Here is a 15,386-nt window from a genome sequence, read left to right as displayed (position 1 = left end):
TTCACGGCAGGCGGGGTCAGACGGGCTGGAAGCGATATTGCGCCAGCTTGTCGAGCAGCGCGCGGTTGGTGGGCATTGCGGCACCCAGCCGCTGCTTCATCGCGGCGACGCGCTCGAACGCATCCTCCGCGGCGTGCCGGGCGGCAAGAGCACCGGGGCGGGAGGCGGTGCGGAAGCCCATGCCGTAGAGCACATATTGGTAGCTCGCCGCCGGAAACATCTCGTGCGCGCTGGCGAAGTCATGCTCGCCGGGCGGGGTGTGGCGCCACAGCTCGAGCAGGTCCTGCAGCGGCTGCGGGATGGTCGCGGGGTCGCGATTGTCGCGCCAGAAGGCGGTGTCCTCGCGCTCGGACAGCATATAGTGGAGCTTGAGGAACTCGATGATCCGGTCCCAGCGATAGCGCGTCATCTCGTTGAAGCGGCGCGCGACGATGTCCATCGCGCTGCGCGTCGCGGGCATGGCGCTGGCGATATAGTCGGCCGAAAGCTCGATCAGCACCAGCGCCGAGGCCTCCAGCGGCTCGAGGAACCCCGCCGCCAGCCCGACCGCGACGACATTGTTCTTCCAGAAGGTTTCGCGGTGGCCCGATTGGATGGTGATCTCGCGCGGGGTAAGCTCGGCAAAGGCCGGGCCGACATAGGCGGCGAGCGCCTCCTCCACCCGATCGGCGCCGGCATGCCGGCTGGAATAGACATAGCCCACCCCGCGCCGGTTCTGCAGCCCGATGTCCCAGATCCAGCCATGGTCCTGCGCGGTGGAGACGGTGTGCGAGACGATCGGCGCGTCCTCGCTTTCATAGGGCACCTGCACCGCCAGCGCGCGGTCGATGAACAGCACGTCGCTGCAGTCGATGAACGGCACGGCCAGCGTCTGCCCGAGCAGCAGCGAGGAAAAGCCGCTGCAGTCGACGAACAGGTCGGCGGCGATGCCCCCGTGCCGCTGGCCGATGACGGCGGTCACATCGCCATTCTCGGCTTGCTCGACCTCGATGATGTCGTCGTCGACATGGCGGACGCCCAGCTTGCCGACGCAGTGGTCGCGCAGCATCTCGCCCAGCCGCACCGCGTCGAGATGATAGGCATAGTTGGCGATGCCGCCATATTCGGGCGAGGTGATCTGCTTGGGCGCGAGATGGTGCTCGCAGAGGAATTCCTGGAAGCACACCGCATCGGAAAAGGACGGCGTCCCCGCCGCGTCCGCCTGCGCATTCCAGAACGGCGCCAGGTCCACGCTGGGAAAGCCTTCGGGCAGGACCAGCGGGTGATAGTAGAAATCATCGGCCGCGCCGGTCCGCCAGCCGGCGAACTTGGCGCCCTGCTTGAACGAGGCCTTGCAGGTGCGCAGGAAGTCGGTTTCGGAAATGCCGATCTTGCGCAGCGTGTTGCGCATCGTCGGCCAAGTCCCCTCGCCTACCCCGATGATCCCCATCCGCACACTCTCGACCAGCGTGACCTGCAGATCGGGCCCGTGCCGCGCGGCGATCAGCGCCGCGGTGAGCCACCCGGCCGAGCCGCCCCCGACGATGCAGACCGACTGAATATGCCGACTCATCAGATCCCCGACATCCCTCTCTTACGCGCCGGTCTAGCATGATTGCGCCGCCGACAAAGGCGGCCGGACAGGTTTCCCTGCCCGGCCCCGATCCCCCGTTGCGTCCGATCAGAAGCTGATCCGGGCGCCCAGCTTGAACCGCCGCCCGGTATCCTCGGCATTGAGGAACTGGTTGGCGTAATAGGCATATTTGAAGGCGATCGACTTGGTCAGGTTGGCGCCCTCGGCGAAGACCGCCACCTGCGGGGTGAAGTGGTAGGTCAGGCTGGCATCGACCTGCGAATAGGCGCGCACCTGGGTGACCGCCTGGCCTGCGCCGTTGAGCGGCGGCGGGGCGAGATACTGGAGGAAGTGGTCGCGCCAGTTGAACGCCACCCGTGCCTCGATCCCGTGCGCGTCGTAAAAGGCCACCGCATTGGCCGAGTTGGACAGGCCGGTCAGCGCGAACTTGTTGCTGAGATCCTGCGGGTTGAGGTGGCGGTTGGACCCGACCAGCGTGCCATTGAGCTGGAAGCCGAAGCCGGTGTCGCCGAACGCGTGCTGCCACGCGGCCTCCAGACCGGTCACCGTCGCATCCTGCCCGTTGACCGGGGCGGTGATGGTGAACTGCGCCGGGAGCCCGGTGGCCGGATCCAGCAGCGAGCCGGTGGTTCCGGCGACGGGCCCGGTGGTCTGGTTGAGCACGATGAAGTTGTTGACGTTCTTCAGATAGCCGCCCAGCGACACATAGCTCGAGCGGCCGTAATAATATTCGAACGACACATCGAGATTGCTCGCCTTGAACGGCTTGAGGTCGGCATTGCCGCGGCTGGCGGCGAAGTTGCCGGGGCGCAGCGTCACCAGCGTCGTCACCGGCGAAAGCTGCTCCAGCGTCGGCCGGGTGATCGTCTGCGAGGCGGCGAAGCGCACGGTGAACGCGTTGGAGACCTGCCACTTCAGCGCGATGTTGGGCAGGATGTCGGTATAATGGGTCGTCCCGATCGTGCGGGTCGTGCCCGAGGCGGTCGAGCCATACTGGGTCTGGTCGTTGGCGAGCTTGACCAGCGCGGTATAGGCGGTGGCGAGGCCGTTGACGTTGGTCGAGGTATCCTCGAAGCGCACCCCCGCCACGATCGAGATCGGCCGGCCGGCAACCGCGCCGTGCCATTCGGTCTCGAGATAGCCGCCGATCACCCGCTCCTTGACGATGGTGTCGTTGACCAGCGGCGGCGCGAAGGTGAAGCCCGGTCCCTGCTGCGCGGTGATGGCGTTGAACAGCGCAGGGCCGTCAAAGGTCTGCCACTGGGTCGGCAGCCGGTTCGATCCGCTCACCCCCGACAGGAAGTTGCTGCCGGCGTTGAAGGTGGTGATCGCCACGCCGGGAGGTGCCGGCAGATTGTAGCCGCAGGTCGTGCAGCCGGTACCGCCGTCGTTGGAATAGAGCGACGTGTCCTTCTTGTCCTCGGACCAGTAGAAGCCGCTGCTCGCCTTCACCAGCCCTTCCAGGCTGTCGCCCTTGTAGGTGAAGTCGGCGCGGCCCTGCTTCACCTCGTCGCGGATGCCATAGCCGCGCAGCAGCATCACGTGCTGGCACATCGGCTGGCCCGCGCCCACCACGGTGGTGCTGCCCGGCCGGCCAGAATCGGTGACGGCGCTGCCGCAGCGGTTGGTCGGGTCGGCGAAGGTCGGCAGCGTCTCGGTCTGCCAGGGCAGCCGCGACCCGTCCGACTGATAGCGCGACGAGCCGGTCAGATAGCCGAGCAGCGCCAGATAGGCTTCCTTGCCGCCATTGGGGTCTTCCTTGGCGAGCGAATAGGTGCCGTCGAGGCTGGCGGTGATCGTCGGCGAGACCTGCCACTCGACGTTGAGGCCGACGGCACGCGTGTTGGTGCGCTTGTCGAACTTCTTGTCGTGGAAGTCGGTGGCGATGCCGGTCGCCTGGGTCAGGTCGATCGCGGTGCCGTTGGCGTCGGTCTTGACGTTGGTCAGGCTGGAGGCGGTGAACCAATGGCCGTAGGAACGTGCATCGGTGGTGTTGGTGAACTTGGTGTAGAGCCCGTCGGCGGTCACCGTCACCGCGTCGCTCGGCCGATATTGCAGCACCAGCGTGCCGCCGATCCGCTCGCGATCCTCGCGCGTGACCTTGGTGTCGAAATTCTGCGGGATGAAGATGTTGCCCTGCGGGTTGCCCGAGCCGACCAGCCCGGCGCCGCCATTGACCTGATTGGCGGGGATGGCGGGGTTGACCAGCCAGCCATCGGTCTGCGCCTGCTTGAGCCGGGTGAAGCGGTGCTGGTAGCTGCCCGAAAGCAGCACGCCCAGCGTGCCGTCGGCGAAGGTGTCGGCGAACAGGAAGGAGGCGTCGGGGGCGCTCTTCTTGGCATTCTCGTCATAGTTGACGTCGACGGTCGCGCCGAATTTCAGCCCTTTATAGTCGAAGGGACGCGCGGTCTTGATGTTCACGGTCGAGCCGACGCCGCCCGACTGGTAGCGCGCGGTCGAGGATTTGTAGACTTCGACGCCGGAGACCAGCTCCGACGCCAGCGTGTCGAAGGCGAAGGCGCGGCCCGAGGCCTGGCTGGGGTCGGTCGGCGTGGCGATCTGGCGGCCGTTGACCAGCACCGTGTTGAACTCCGGCCCGAAGCCGCGGACGGTGATGAACGCGCCCTCACCGCCCGAGCGGTCGATCGACACGCCGGTGATGCGCTGGAGCGATTCGGCCAGGTTGGCGTCGGGCAGCTTGCCGATGTCCTTGGTCGAGATCGCATCGACGATGCCCGATGCCTCGCGCTTGATCCCGCGCGAATTGTCGAGACTGGCGCGCAGCCCGGTCACGACGATGGCGGGATCGTCCTCGCCGGCCACTTGCGGCGCGGCCGCGGCGGCGGACTGGGAGGACGCAGGCGTCGGGGACTGCGCCTGCGTCCCCCCGCCCGGCGCCGACAGCGCGAGCTTCGTGCCTGTGGCGGGCACGAACCGGTCCGAGGTGGGTTTCGGGACGACGGCATAGGTGCGCGGACCGGTCTGGCGCGCGACCAGCCCGGTGCCGGCGAACAGGCGATTGAGCGCGTCGCCGACGGTATATTCGCCGCGCACGCCGTTGGTGCGGACCGATTGCGTCAGCCGGCGCGCCGCGATGATCTGGACATCGGCCTGATGACCGAACAACCCGATCGCAGTCTCCGCCGGCTGTGCATCGATGGAAAAACGTTTGGTCTGCGCGGCTGCTTGCGCCGCAGCAGGCATCGCGACCATGCAGACGATGCTCGTGGACGCGAAAAGCGCTCCACGCAACGTGGCGTTCGCCATGAAACCCCTCCCTGTTCATTCTACTTTTTGTCAGGCCTTTGCGACCTGTACGTACCTAGAGACCCGGCTTTGCATTTTCCTTCGCGCAAATTCTTCCACGACACGAATTTTTTCGATCCGCCACTTACAGGGTCTGCGGCTTGGTCCCGCGCTGGATGCGGATGAAGCGGGGATCGCTGGTGTTGACGGTCAGGTCGAGCGCGTTGCGGACGGCCTCGGCGAACCCCTCCGGATCGTTGATCCGGAACAGCCCGTCGAAGCGCTCGCCCGCCGCATCGGGATCGGCGATGACGATCTGGCGGTCGTTGTAGCGGTTGAACTCGTCGGCCGCGTCGGCGAGCGTGGTACCGTCGAGATCGATCATGCCGCTGCGCCAGGCCAGCGCGCGATCGACCGACAAGGGCTTGTCGGTTTCGTAATGCACGATGGCGTGGTCGTTGATCAGCGCGCATTGCCCCGCGCTGAGCCGCACCCGCTGCGCCTCCTCGCCATCCGACCAGGTTTCGACCACGCCTTCGGTAACCAGCACCTCGACGCCGTTGTCGCGCTTGCGCACCGAAAAGGCGGTGCCGATCGCCTTCGCCCGCACCTTGCCCGAGGCGACCACGAACGGGCGGGCAGCATCCTTGGCGACCTCGAACCAGGCCTCGCCCTGCGCCAGCTCGACCTCGCGGGCGCGCTTGGCGATGCGCACCTGCAGCTCGGTGCCCGAATTGATCGTCATCACCGATCCGTCGACCAGCGGCACCCGCCGGATCTCGCCCACCTTGGTGACATAGCCGACGCCGCGCCCGGGGAAGAGCAAGGCCCCGACGATCCCGGCAGCCGAGGCCGCCAGCAGCCCGCCCAGCACCCCGCGCCGCCGCCAGCCCGGCGTGCGAATATCCAGGGGCGCGTCCTCTTCCAAGGCGACGGCTTGCGGTTCGATATGCGGCACCTGCCACAAGGCGTGGGTGCGCAGCAGCAGGCCATGGCGACGTGGGTCCTGCGCCAGCCAGCGCTGCAGCTCCGCCTCGTCGGCCTCGCTCCAGGCGCCGCCATCCATGCGGGCGACCCACAGCGACGCGGCTTCCTCCTCGGCCAGGCGGGCGGGCTCGTTCACAGGAGGCCCGCCTTGCGGCCGGGCGCCGGCGCGGGCGCATCGGCCTCGGGCGATCCTGTGGCGGCAGACCAGCCCTCGCGGATGGCGCGCACCCCGATCCAGACCTGTTTCTCAACCGCCTTTTCGGTCATGCCCATATGCGCGGCGATCTCCTTCTGCGACCAGCCTTCGATCTTGCGCAGTTCGACAATGCGCCGGCAGCGCTCGGGCAGGCCTGCGATCAGGCCCATCACCCGCTCATAGGCGAGCCGGGTAGAGACCTGCTCCTCGGGCGAAGGCGTCTGCGTGTCGCGGTAGCTCTCAATCTCGCCGATCGCCTCGAAGGGGACGACCTGCTGGCGCTTGAGCTTGCGCAGCAACAGGTTGCGCGCGATCGAGAAGAAATAGGCGTGGCCGCAATCGATATGATCGACGGAGTCCAGCGTCGCGATCCGGCAATAGGCTTCCTGCATCAGCTCATCCACATCTTCGGGCGCCAGCCGTCTGCGCGCAAACCAGGCGCGGATGCGGCCCTCGTGCGGAACGATCTCGCACGCGACCCATCGCGCCAGAAGCTGGCGGCGCTCCAGCGCAGATTTCACGTCGCGTGTCGCCGTACCCTCCTATGGCCGCGCGCAGATATTCTGTTTGCCCTCAGAGAGACCAAGGATAGCGAAATCCTTCGCGGCAGCACGAGGATTTCTTGGCGGCGCCGGCATGCGCCAAGCGACAGGGCCGCAACCGCACGCTATGAGCGCAGCATGCCCCGGCTGCTCCTGTTCAACAAACCCTTCGGAGTCCTGTCGCAATTCACCGATCGCGGATCGCCGACACTTCGTTCGACCCTGTCGGATTTCATTGCGGTGAAGGGCGTCTATCCCGCCGGGAGGCTCGATCGAGACAGCGAAGGCCTGCTGCTGCTGTGCGATGACGGGCGGCTGCAGGCGCGCATTGCCGATCCGCGCTTCAAGATGCCCAAGACCTACCTCGTGCAGGTTGAAGGCGATCCGCAGGAACCGGAACTGGAGCGCTTGCGACAGGGCGTCCTGCTCAACGACGGCATGACCCTGCCGGCCGAGGTTGCGCGTATCGACCCGCCCGACCTGTGGCTGCGCGATCCGCCGATCCGCCAGCGCAAGTCCATCCCCGACACTTGGCTGAAGATCACCATCCGCGAAGGACGCAACCGGCAAGTGCGCCGCATGACCGCGGCGGTCGGGTTGCCGACCCTGCGGCTGGTCCGCTGGTCGATCGGCGACTGGTCCGTTGCGGGAATCGCGCCGGGCCAGTTCGAGACCTCCAGCCTGGGCCCGGATGGCCGCGGCACGCAGGGACGATGATGCCGTTCGGCGGATGCAGGTGCGCCGGCTGGCCGGGTTGCCGATCACCGCTGACCCCGCTGCCGGTTGCCGCCGACCGCGAAAGCTGGTTCGAGGCGTGCTTCCAGCGTCTCGCGATCGGCTTTCTTGCCCGGAAGCTTGTACAAGGGGCATTTCGGCAGGTTTTTGGACTTCAATGAATTACCGTCACTCCTTCCATGCCGGCAACAGCGCCGATGTCGTGAAGCACAGCCTGCTGATCGCCCTGGTTCGCGCCTTGCAGCAGAAAGAGGGTGCGCTGACCCTGATCGACACCCATGCGGGCTGCGGGCTCTACGACCTCGGCGGCGAGCAGGCCCAGCGCACCGGCGAAGCCGCCCACGGCGTGCTGCGGGCCTTTGCCGATGCGAACCCGTTGCTGGACGACTATCGCGCCGCCGTGCAGGCGGTGAATGTGGGGGCGGAGCCGCACCTCTATCCGGGCTCGCCGCAGTTCCTGGCGCAGCTCCTGCGCCCGCAGGACCTGCTGATCCTCAATGAAAAGCATCCCGAGGACGCCGCTATCCTGCGCCGCGCGATGCGCGGGTCGGCTGCCGCCGTGCACGAACGTGATGCCTATGAGCTGTGGCTGGCGATGCTGCCGACCCGAACGGCGCGCGGCGTGGTGGTGGTCGATCCGCCCTACGAGCAGACCGACGAGCGCGAGCGCATCACCGCCACCCTCGCCGCGGCGCACCGCAAGTGGGCGCACGGCGTGACGGTGATCTGGTATCCGCTGAAGGACCGCGCGACGCACCAGCGCTGGAAGAACAAGCTGCGTGCGCTGGGCATCCCGAAATTCCTTTCGGTGGAGCATTGGCTGTATGATGCCGATCAGCCCGGCATCTACAACGGCGCGGGCCTTTTCATCGTCAATCCGCCCTACGCGTTCACCCAGGCGCTGCCGCCGCTGCTGGAAGCGCTACGCGCCGCACTGGCGCCGGATGGGCATAGCGGAGAGATCACTGCCGATTGGCTGGGTGATGCAGCATGAACGTCGGTCCGGATCCCGTCATCCGGGGAGCGGCCGGTTCCAGGCGATGAGCGATTCCAGGATCGCGGCGGTTTCGGCCGGGTCGCGCACCCGCACGCTATCCACACCCGCGGCCCGCACCGGATCGTCGTTGCCGCCAGGGTAAATGGCGTCGCCGAAGAACAGCATCGCCTCGCGCGGGACTGCGGCATGTTCGATCAGCCGATCGATGGCATAGGCCTTGTCGACCCCTTCGCGCGTGATGTCGAGCGAGGTGGTCCCGCCGATCCGGATCGAGAAGCCCGGCAGCTGGGTGACGAGCTGCCGTTGCAGCGCGATCCGCTTGGCCTGATCGGGATCCCAGCCCTTCTTCGCGTCGATCGGCGCCTGCTGCCCCAGGGCGGAGAAGGTGATCTGCGTGCCGCGATCTTCTATCTGCGGGCCCCATAACTTGTCCGGCCGGACGCCTGCATCGTCCACGGCGCGCTCCAGCGCGGTGAGGATCTGCCCGCGTTCGGCAGCGGTGAACGTCTCCGCATAGATTTGCCGCCATCCGCCCTCGACGAAACGATACAGTTTCGCGCCCGTGGTCGGCATGATGAACAGCCGGCCGAGATCCGCGTCGGCTGGCAAGCGGGCGATGACCTGCGTCTCGAACTGCTTCCAGTCGCCGCCGGAAATCACCGAGACCAATGCCAGATCCAGCAGCGAGCGCAGGCAGGCCGCCATATGCGCGTCGAGCGGCTGCTTGCTCTCCGCGAGCGTACCGTCGAGATCGAAGGCGACCAGCTGCTTCATGCCGTGCTCCCGCGCCGCCATCCAGCGGACCAAAAAGCTGCCTGCGCGTGCATCAAAGCAGCTTGTCGAGCGTGATCGGCAGGTCCCGAACCCGCTGGCCGGTGGCGTTGTAGACCGCGTTGGCCACCGCGGCGGCGACTCCGGTGATGCCGATCTCGCCGACGCCGTGCGCGCCCATCGGGGTGTGCGGATCGGGGATGTCCGTCCACATCACGTCGATCTCCGGCACGTCGAGATGCACCGGCACATGATATTCCGCGAGGCTGGGGTTCATGATGCGGCCGTTGCGCTCGTCGAACTGGGTTTCCTCCATCAGCGCCATGCCCAGGCCCATGATGATGCCGCCGCGGAACTGGCTGGCGGCGGTCTTCGGGTTGAGGATCCGGCCGCAATCGAAGGAACCGAGGAAGCGGCGGACCCTGATTTCGCCGGTGACGCTGTTGACGCCCACTTCGCAGAAAAGCGCGCTGTGCGAATGCATCGACCAGTGCATCGTCTCCAGCGGAATCGACCCCGCCTTGGTGACCGAGAGGCCCTCGCGCTGCGATCGCGCGAGGATGGAGGCATAGCTTTCGCGCCGCGCCGGGTCGGCGAGCGCGGCCATGCTCCCGTCGGCACACCCCACCTCGTCGGGGGACAGGCCGGCGAGCGGCGAGTCGTTGCCGGCCAGCTTGAGCAGTTCGCCGACCAGTTCGCCGTGCGCGGCGATGATCGCGGCGCCGATGGCTGCGGTCTGTTGCGACCCGCCCGCCATGATCGCGCCGGGGATGGCGGAGTCGCCATAGACGACCTCGACCTGCTCGACGGCGAGACCGAGCCGCTCGGCCGCGACCAGTGCGGTGGTGGTGGCCGTCCCCATGCCCATCTCGGCGGCGGCGACCTCCACCTTGGCGCGCACGTCCTCGCCGTCGCGCGACAGCGTGATCCGGGCTTCGGCGCCGGGCATGCGGTAATAGGGATAGGTGCCGGTCGCACAGCCCAGGCCGATGCGCCACTCCCCGTCCCGCCGCGTGGCGGCGGCCGGACGATCGGCCCAGCCGAAGCGTTCGGCGCCGCTCCGCCAGGCCTCGGCGATGTGGCGCGAGGAGAAGGGCCGGCCGTTGATGGGGTCCTTTTCCGGCTCGTTGCGCAGGCGCAGTTCGACTGGATCCATGCCCAGCTGCACCGCGAGTTCGTCGATGGCGGATTCCAGCGCGAAGGTGCCCACCGCCTCGCCCGGCGCGCGCATGAAGGTGTTGGCGAGCATGTTCATCCGCGTCACCTCCACCTTGAGCAGGATGTTGGGCGCGGCATAGGCGGCCTGGCTGCCCAGGATGAACGGCTCGGGCATGTTGTTGTGGGGCGTCATCACCGACAGGCCGGTGTGGATCAGCGCCTCGAGCGTTCCGTCCGCGCGCGCGCCGAGCGCCACGCGCTGCTCGGTCAGCGAGCGCCCGCCGACCACGCGGTACACGCCCTCGCGCGAGAGCGCGATGCGCACCGGTCGACCCGAGAGACGCGCCGCCGCCGCGCCGATGATCTGGTGATCCCACAGCCCCTTGCTGCCGAAGCCGCCGCCGACATAGGGCGAGGTGAGCCGGACCTGCTCCGTCTCCAGCCCGAAGACGTCCGCCAGCGTCTGTGCCTGCTGCGACACCATCTGGCTGGCATCGTGGATCATCAGCGTGTCGCCGATCCACGCCATCGTCGCGGCGTGCGGCTCGATCGGATTGTGGTTGTGCCGCGGCGTGCGATAGATCTGGTCGACCTGGTGGGGCGCGGCCGCGAAGGCGGTCTCGGCATCGCCCACTTCGTTCAGCAGCGGATGGCCCATGAAGAGTCCCTGCTCGATCCCCTTCGCCTTCGCCTCGGCGAGCGACGTCGTCGACGCTTCCACGTCGTACGTGATCCGCAGCAGGGTCACGGCGTGGTCCGCCTGCTCCTGGGTCTCGGCGAGCACGCAGGCGACCGGCTGGCCGTTCCAGTGCACGCGATCATCCTGCAGCACGGGAAGGTCGGCGGGCCCCACGCCGGTCGGCGAGGAGCCGAACGCGGGCGGCGTCGCCATGCGCGGTGCGTTGCGGTGGGTCATCACCAGCACCACGCCGGGCGCCGCCTCCGCCGCCGCGCTGTCGATCTCCGCGATGCGGCCGCGCGCGATCGTGGCATAGGCGAGCGCGGCATAGACCATGTTCTCGAAGCGATACTCCGCCGCGAACGGCGCGGTACCGGTCACCTTCAGCGCGCCATCCAGGCGGGAGAGGGGCTTGCCGATCAGCCCGTGCTTGCGCGCGATCAGCGGGTCCGGCACGCCGCCGGGGATCCAGCTGTCCGGCGCGAGCGGCACCAGCTTTTCCATCGCGCTCTGCACCAGCCCCTGCGCCGCCTGCTTGGCATTCTCGACGATGCTCATGCCGTCTCTCCCGATGCGAGGGCCTGCAGCACGGCTGCGAGCGCACGGCCGGCGAGTGCCGGCTTGAACGCGTTGTCGCGGAGCGGCCGGGCGTCTTCGAACTCAACGGCCGCGGCGTCCAGAAAGGCCTGGTGCGTGGCGGGGCCCCCACGCAGGGCCGCCTCCGCCTTTGCCGCGCGCCAGGGCTTGTGGGCGACCCCGCCGAACGCGATCCGCACATCGGCGACGCGATCGCCATCCAGCTCCAGCGCCGCGGCGACGGAGACCAGCGCGAAGGCGTAGCTGGCCCGATCCCGCACCTTGCGGTACGTGGACGTGCGCCCGAAGGCGAGCGGCGGCAGTTCCACCGCGACGATCAGCTCGCCCGGCGCCAGGCTCGTGTCCCGCTCCGGCGCGTCGCCGGGGAGGCGATGCAGATCGCCGAACGCGATGCTGCGATCGCCGTCAGGCCCCGTCACATGGACGGCGGCATCCAGCGCCGCCAGCGCCACGCACATGTCCGACGGATGCGTCGCCACGCACGCCTCGGAGGCGCCCAGCACTGCGTGGATGCGGTTGAAGCCCTCGCGGGCATCACAGCCCGATCCGGGCACCCGCTTGTTGCAGCGCGCACCGTCGGTGTCGTAGAAATAGGTGCAGCGGGTCCGCTGCAGCAGATTGCCGCCGACGGTCGCCATGTTACGGATCTGCGCCGAGGCGCCCGCCAGGATCGCCCGCGCCAGCATCGGGTAGCGCGCCCGCACCGCGCGATGCTCGGCGAGCGCCGTGTTCCGCACCGCCGCGCCGATCAACAGGCCGCCGCCGTCCGTCTCCTCGATGCTCGCGGGCAGCGCGCTGACATCGACCAGGCGCTCCGGCCGGGCCACCGTCTCCCGCAGCAAATCTACCAGGTTGGTCCCGCCGCCCAGATAGGCGGTGCCGGCGTCCGTGCCCAGGCGCGCCGCCTCGGGTGCATCGGCCGCACGCAGATAGGTGAAGGGCGTCATGCGACGATCTCCGTCGCCAGCGTGGCGCGGATGGCATCGATGATCCCGTTATGCGCGCCGCAGCGGCACAGATTGCCGCTCATGCGCTCCTGGATTTCCTCGCGGGTAAGCGCCACCGTGGCGGAAAGATCGTCGGTCACGTGGCTCGGCACGCCCCGCTCCGCCTCCGCCGCCATGCCGATCGCCGAGCAGATCTGGCCCGGCGTGCAATAGCCGCACTGGAAGCCGTCATGCTCGATGAAGGCGACCTGCAACGGATGGAGCGCGCCTGCGCCCGCCAGTCCCTCGATCGTCGTGACTGCACGGCCCTGGACCTGCACGGCCAGGGTCAGGCACGCGAGGACACGCTCGCCATCGACCAAGACGGTGCAGGCGCCGCACGCGCCCTGGTTGCACCCCTTCTTGGTGCCGGTGAGGTGCAGTTCCTCCCGCAACAGGTCGAGCAACGAGGTGCGGGGATCGGCGGGTGCCGATACTTTCGCTCCATTCACGGTCAGCGACATCGCGATTCTCCGGCGGCAGATCCCGCGCGGTGGTAACGTCAGGCAGGGCAATTGGTGCCACCCTCGCCATGTCCTGCTCTCGCCGCGACGTGCGAAGATCGACGCAGTCGAGGTGGCGGTTTCCGGCGCGCGACGCGGAGCAGCCGGATGCTTCGACGAACTGTCGCCAAATACTTTCGCAATCATGCGAATTCAACCGGCCCGCGGCAATCAAGGCAAGACGACACAAAGCTAATTGCCGAATGGTAGCGCTACCCTTAGCATGGCAAAAAACAAAAGCCATCAGGAGAGCGCGGTCGTGATTCGCGAATTTGGCAAAAGGGCTGTGTCGCGCGTCGACATGCATGCGATCGTCCAAGATACGAACCGGCGCGCCTCAACTTCGCTGCGATGGCCGTGCAACGCCCGAAGTCCGGCGCCAGCGGCTTCGATGCGCCGCGAACGGACACCCGGCAGCGGCTGATTCCACGGCATCCATGGCTGCGCGGCCAAGCGTGGCTGGCAGAAACAGGCGCGGCGATACGCGTGCCCGCCCCCCTTCCGACCGGCTGCCCACCCATCGAGCGCGACACCGGCAACGATAAAATCACAGGAGAGATGCATGCACCGTAAGGTTCTGTCCGCCTTGCTCGCCTCGGCAGCGGCCGCCGTCTCGGGCGTGGCCATGGCCCAATCCTTGACGCTCACGCCGGCGGATACGCTCGAGAGGCAGGGCCTGACGGTCATCGCCGACCAGAACCAGTTCAGCCCGATCTTCTTCGACGAGAAGAATGCCGGCATCCAGATCGTGCTGCACGGCAACCGCATCGCTACCGATGGCGCGGTGCGCCTCGACAAGACGCCCGAACAATGGGCCCCCGTCCCCGCCTTTGTCAGCCGCACCCGCGGCACGGAGCCCAACCAGCTGGTGGTCCGTTCCACCTACAAGGACGTGAAGCTCGACTATACGGTGAAGGTCACCGCCGAGGGCGACGGCTTCCGCATCGCCGTCGATCTCGATCGCCCGCTGCCCGCAGCGCTGGTGGGCAAGGCCGGCTTCAACCTCGATTTCCTGCCGAGCGCCTATTTCGGCAAGACCTATCTGATGGACGCCGCCCCCGGGCTGTTCCCGCGCCACCCGACCGGCCCGATGGCCAAGGACGGCTCGGGAGACCCGCTGCCGCTGACGTCGGGCGGGAAATCGGTCACGCTGGCCCCCGAAGACCCGATGACCCGCGTCACCATCACCTCCGATCAGGGCCCGCTGACACTCTATGATGCCCGTGCGCGCGCGCAGAATGGCTGGTTCGTCGTCCGATCGATGATCGCCGAGGGCGCGAAGGAGAATGCCATCGTCTGGCATGTCCGGCCCAATGTCATCAAGGATTGGGTGCGCGCGCCGGTCGTCTCGTTCAACCAGGCGGGCTATACGCCCAACCGGCCCAAGGTAGCGCTGATCGAGCTGGATCCGCACTTCAAGGCACCGGCCGAGGCCGAGCTGGTGCGGCTCACCGCCGATGGCCGCGAAGAGCCGGTGCTGCGCGCGCGCACGCTGCCGCGCGGACACTGGACCCGCTACGACTATGCGGCGTTCGACTTCTCTAGCGTCCGCACGCCCGGCATCTACGCCATCCGCTATGCGGGCGTCACGACCAACCCGTTCCGCATCGCGCCCGATGCCTATGCGCGCATCTGGCAGACCTCGCTCGACACGTTCCTCGCCGAGCAGATGGATCATGTCGGCATCCGCGAGCAATATCGCGTCTGGTCGGCGCCCTCGCATCTCGACGACGCACGCCAGGCACCGCCCAACATCACGCATTTCGACGGCTACAAGATGGGCGCCAACCTGGATTCGCCCTTCAAGGCCGGCGAGCATATCCCCGGCCTCGCCGTGGGCGGCTTCCAGGACGCCGGGGACTATGACATCCAAACCCCCGAAAACGCGATGGTGGTGCGCGACCTGGTCTGGGCCCGCGAGCTGTTCGGTCTCGACTGGGACGAAACCAGTGTCGACGAAGCGGCGCGCGCGGTCGAGATCCGCAAGCCCGACGGCGTCGAGGACTCGCTGCAGCAGATCCGCCACGGCGCGCTGCAGCTGCTCGCGCAGTACAAGGTGTTCGGGCACGCGATCGTCGGGATCGTCGACCCGACGCTGCGCCAATATGCGCATCTCGGCGACGCCGGCTCGCAGACCGACGGGCTGACCTATGATCCGTCGCTCAAGCCCGCCGAGCGCAAGAACGGCGCCTCGGGCGCGCAGGACGACCGCTGGGCGTTCACCACCGACCTTCCGGCCAACAACCTGATGGTCGCGGCGGGGCTCGCCGGTGCGAGCCGCGCGCTTGCCCAGAGCGATCCGGCGATGGCAGCCGAAGCGCTCCACGCCGCCGAGGCACTCTGGGCCAAGCAGCAGCAGGGCGTCATCAAGGCCGGCGACGGCCGCGACGACTCGACTTCGCCGCGCTCTGCGCAG

11 protein-coding genes are annotated in these 15,386 nt (G+C 67.8%); 3 read left to right on the top strand and 8 right to left on the bottom strand.

Going from position 1 to position 15,386, the window contains the following annotated elements; genetic code table 11:
- Positions 1-16: 16 nt before the first annotated feature.
- The 4 genes from BM009_RS18990 to BM009_RS18975 form a co-directional block, all read right to left on the bottom strand.
- Positions 17-1,552: a tryptophan halogenase family protein gene (locus BM009_RS18990; protein ID WP_093298599.1), complete on the bottom strand. Its 1,536-nt coding sequence runs from the start codon at positions 1,550-1,552 to the stop codon at positions 17-19.
- A gap of 108 nt (positions 1,553-1,660) precedes the next feature.
- Positions 1,661-4,840, bottom strand: a complete 3,180-nt coding sequence (locus BM009_RS18985) for a TonB-dependent receptor (RefSeq protein WP_254772361.1) — start codon at positions 4,838-4,840, stop codon at positions 1,661-1,663.
- Positions 4,841-4,964: 124 nt separating this feature from the next.
- A complete protein-coding gene (locus BM009_RS18980; protein WP_254772360.1) occupies positions 4,965-5,942 on the bottom strand; it encodes a FecR family protein in 978 nt (325 codons plus the stop codon).
- Complete coding sequence (locus tag BM009_RS18975) at positions 5,939-6,523, bottom strand: RNA polymerase sigma factor (RefSeq protein ID WP_254772359.1); 585 nt, start codon at positions 6,521-6,523, stop codon at positions 5,939-5,941. Before BM009_RS18975 ends, BM009_RS18980 begins: the two co-directional genes overlap by 4 nt.
- A gap of 159 nt (positions 6,524-6,682) precedes the next feature.
- On the opposite strand from BM009_RS18975, the gene BM009_RS18970 reads away from it, so the two are divergent.
- Together BM009_RS18970 and BM009_RS18965 are read left to right on the top strand one after the other, a co-directional pair.
- On the top strand, positions 6,683-7,261 hold the full coding sequence (locus BM009_RS18970) for a pseudouridine synthase (protein ID WP_093298597.1): 579 nt from the start codon (positions 6,683-6,685) through the stop codon (positions 7,259-7,261).
- 175 nt (positions 7,262-7,436) lie between these two features.
- The gene (locus BM009_RS18965) at positions 7,437-8,273 is read left to right on the top strand and encodes a 23S rRNA (adenine(2030)-N(6))-methyltransferase RlmJ (protein ID WP_093298596.1); all 837 of its coding nucleotides are present in this window, start codon (positions 7,437-7,439) and stop codon (positions 8,271-8,273) included.
- 18 nt (positions 8,274-8,291) lie between these two features.
- On the opposite strand, the gene BM009_RS18960 is transcribed toward BM009_RS18965, so the two are convergent.
- Genes BM009_RS18960 through BM009_RS18945 form a run of 4 tightly spaced genes read right to left on the bottom strand, consistent with a single transcriptional unit; the run spans position 8,292 to position 12,931 of the window.
- The gene (locus BM009_RS18960; RefSeq protein WP_093298594.1) at positions 8,292-9,050 is read right to left on the bottom strand and encodes an HAD-IIB family hydrolase; all 759 of its coding nucleotides are present in this window, start codon (positions 9,048-9,050) and stop codon (positions 8,292-8,294) included.
- A gap of 52 nt (positions 9,051-9,102) precedes the next feature.
- Entirely contained in the window at positions 9,103-11,442 is a 2,340-nt protein-coding gene (locus BM009_RS18955) for a xanthine dehydrogenase family protein molybdopterin-binding subunit (RefSeq protein ID WP_093298593.1), read from the bottom strand.
- A complete protein-coding gene (locus BM009_RS18950; RefSeq protein ID WP_093298591.1) occupies positions 11,439-12,428 on the bottom strand; it encodes an FAD binding domain-containing protein in 990 nt (329 codons plus the stop codon). The genes BM009_RS18955 and BM009_RS18950 overlap by 4 nt, the downstream gene beginning before the upstream one ends.
- Positions 12,425-12,931, bottom strand: a complete 507-nt coding sequence (locus tag BM009_RS18945) for a 2Fe-2S iron-sulfur cluster-binding protein (RefSeq protein WP_093298590.1) — start codon at positions 12,929-12,931, stop codon at positions 12,425-12,427. The genes BM009_RS18950 and BM009_RS18945 overlap by 4 nt, the downstream gene beginning before the upstream one ends.
- A 601-nt stretch (positions 12,932-13,532) precedes the next feature.
- On the opposite strand from BM009_RS18945, the gene BM009_RS18940 reads away from it, so the two are divergent.
- The coding region (locus BM009_RS18940) for a cellulase N-terminal Ig-like domain-containing protein (protein ID WP_093298869.1) at positions 13,533-15,386 on the top strand (1,854 nt) is incomplete at its 3' end.

Source organism: Sphingomonas sp. NFR04, assembly GCF_900114095.1.
Lineage (GTDB): Bacteria > Pseudomonadota > Alphaproteobacteria > Sphingomonadales > Sphingomonadaceae > Sphingomonas.
This window is presented reverse-complemented; position numbering and strand designations above follow the sequence as displayed.

Coding starts and splice junctions, on each gene's coding strand:
- BM009_RS18990 (WP_093298599.1), bottom strand. CDS start 1,552: ATGAGTCGGCATATTCAGTCGGTCTGCATCGTCGGGGGCGGCTCGGCC.
- BM009_RS18985 (WP_254772361.1), bottom strand. CDS start 4,840: ATGGCGAACGCCACGTTGCGTGGAGCGCTTTTCGCGTCCACGAGCATC.
- BM009_RS18970 (WP_093298597.1), top strand. CDS start 6,683: ATGCCCCGGCTGCTCCTGTTCAACAAACCCTTCGGAGTCCTGTCGCAA.
- BM009_RS18965 (WP_093298596.1), top strand. CDS start 7,437: ATGAATTACCGTCACTCCTTCCATGCCGGCAACAGCGCCGATGTCGTG.
- BM009_RS18960 (WP_093298594.1), bottom strand. CDS start 9,050: ATGAAGCAGCTGGTCGCCTTCGATCTCGACGGTACGCTCGCGGAGAGC.
- BM009_RS18955 (WP_093298593.1), bottom strand. CDS start 11,442: ATGAGCATCGTCGAGAATGCCAAGCAGGCGGCGCAGGGGCTGGTGCAG.
- BM009_RS18950 (WP_093298591.1), bottom strand. CDS start 12,428: ATGACGCCCTTCACCTATCTGCGTGCGGCCGATGCACCCGAGGCGGCG.
- BM009_RS18945 (WP_093298590.1), bottom strand. CDS start 12,931: ATGTCGCTGACCGTGAATGGAGCGAAAGTATCGGCACCCGCCGATCCC.